Source organism: Catenibacterium sp. co_0103, assembly GCF_004168205.1.
Classification (GTDB): Bacteria; Bacillota_I; Bacilli_A; order Erysipelotrichales; family Coprobacillaceae; genus Catenibacterium; species Catenibacterium mitsuoka_A.
Window position 1 is genome coordinate 1 of sequence record NZ_RCYB01000204.1, and the last position, 1,270, is coordinate 1,270.

Annotated in this window: 4 protein-coding genes; all 4 read right to left on the minus strand. The window is 35.0% G+C overall.

The window, feature by feature from the left end; all coding sequences use genetic code 11:
• Window positions 1-140 precede the first annotated feature (140 nt).
• Window positions 141-269, minus strand: a complete 129-nt coding sequence (locus tag EAI80_RS13995) for a hypothetical protein (RefSeq protein WP_255452577.1) — start codon at window positions 267-269, stop codon at window positions 141-143.
• Between the two features lie 76 nt (window positions 270-345).
• Window positions 346-501, minus strand: coding sequence for a hypothetical protein (locus EAI80_RS13560; RefSeq protein WP_161220365.1), 156 nt, complete (start codon window positions 499-501; stop codon window positions 346-348).
• Window positions 502-556: 55 nt separating this feature from the next.
• Window positions 557-715, minus strand: a complete 159-nt coding sequence (locus EAI80_RS13565) for a hypothetical protein (protein ID WP_161220366.1) — start codon at window positions 713-715, stop codon at window positions 557-559.
• Window positions 715-1,270 (minus strand): GNAT family N-acetyltransferase (locus EAI80_RS13150; RefSeq protein WP_238634637.1); only part of this gene is annotated, 556 nt, incomplete at its 5' end. The genes EAI80_RS13565 and EAI80_RS13150, both read right to left, overlap by 1 nt.

The window sequence follows — 1,270 nt, forward strand, 5'->3', positions numbered from 1 at the left end:
GTAGCAGAGTAAACTCTGCTGCAAAGGGTGCTGTCAACCACCCTATGATGTAACGCCACTTTAGATAGCAATATCTATTGGGGTTAAAGGTCGGAGGTGTAAACCGTTAATACGACTGGGCAGTTACAAGCCCATGACCTTTAGGTCGTGGGTAGTTGACCTGCAGTAAATGTTTTACCTTCTTTGATAGATTCAATACCTTTTCTTAATTCTTTGTCTAGTTCTTCTTGTGTCATACCACCAATTGCGGTTGGTTCTGTATATGTCATATCTATCACCTCTTTAGTCTAAAGTAAGTATTATTAACATGTATTACAAGACAAAAAAGATGAAAGAATATACTTTCTATACTGTAAACAATAATACTACAAAACCCATAAGTACAAACAATACAGGTAGGATAATCGCAATAAATTTGTTAGATGCTTTCTTATACCAATAAGGGATGAGTGATAAGCCAAATAGAATTATACTGGCTGCAAATAGATAATCACCTTCCATGATACCTACACAGCCAAATAGAGCTATACCTACACCAATAAGAGTACGAATAATATCAGATATAAGAAATACAGAACCTATTGCTTTTTTCTGTATTCTTTTTTCTTTTCATCTTCTTTTCATATCTTGTGTATTCGTTATCTAAAGTACTATCACATACAGGACATTTCTTCATTCCCGGTTCTACTCTACATCCACATTTAGGACAGATCATTATTTCACCTTCTCATAAGCTATTCTAGGTGTGCCATCTTCTACATAGATAATTCCTGTTTCTTGAAAACCGTTTTTTAATATGACCTTCTGCATAATCTTATTATCTTTATGTGTATCAGCTCTTAGATGTGCACATTTTTCACTACAGAAGTCCACTGCTTTCTTAAATACTTGATGCATAGTGCCATCACTCGCAATACGATGAATCGTACCATAAGTACTGTGATCAAGCCATGCACCTTCTATTTCCTTATATGTAGGATCTTCTCCTATAATAAACGCAAATACACTATGTATAATAGAGTTTTCTTCCATTACAAAGAGTTGCTGTTTATGAATGTCTTCTTCTAATGTTTTTAAATCCGGATAACGGCTGTTCCACTGATGTGGGTTCCCTGTTTGTCTCATAAATGCTTTCGCAATATCATATATTTCTAATATTCTTTCTATATCTTCTATTCTTGCTTCTCTAATAATCATGATTTCCTCCATTTCCCCGCGCCTTCGTTGCGCGGACACAAATATATAACCAAACTCAAATCCACCAAAACTA

Excerpts from the sequence above, each read along its gene's own strand:
- EAI80_RS13995 (WP_255452577.1), bottom strand. The coding sequence starts at position 269 with ATGACATATACAGAACCAACCGCAATTGGTGGTATGACACAAGAAGAA.
- EAI80_RS13560 (WP_161220365.1), bottom strand. The coding sequence starts at position 501 with ATGGAAGGTGATTATCTATTTGCAGCCAGTATAATTCTATTTGGCTTA.
- EAI80_RS13565 (WP_161220366.1), bottom strand. The coding sequence starts at position 715 with ATGATCTGTCCTAAATGTGGATGTAGAGTAGAACCGGGAATGAAGAAA.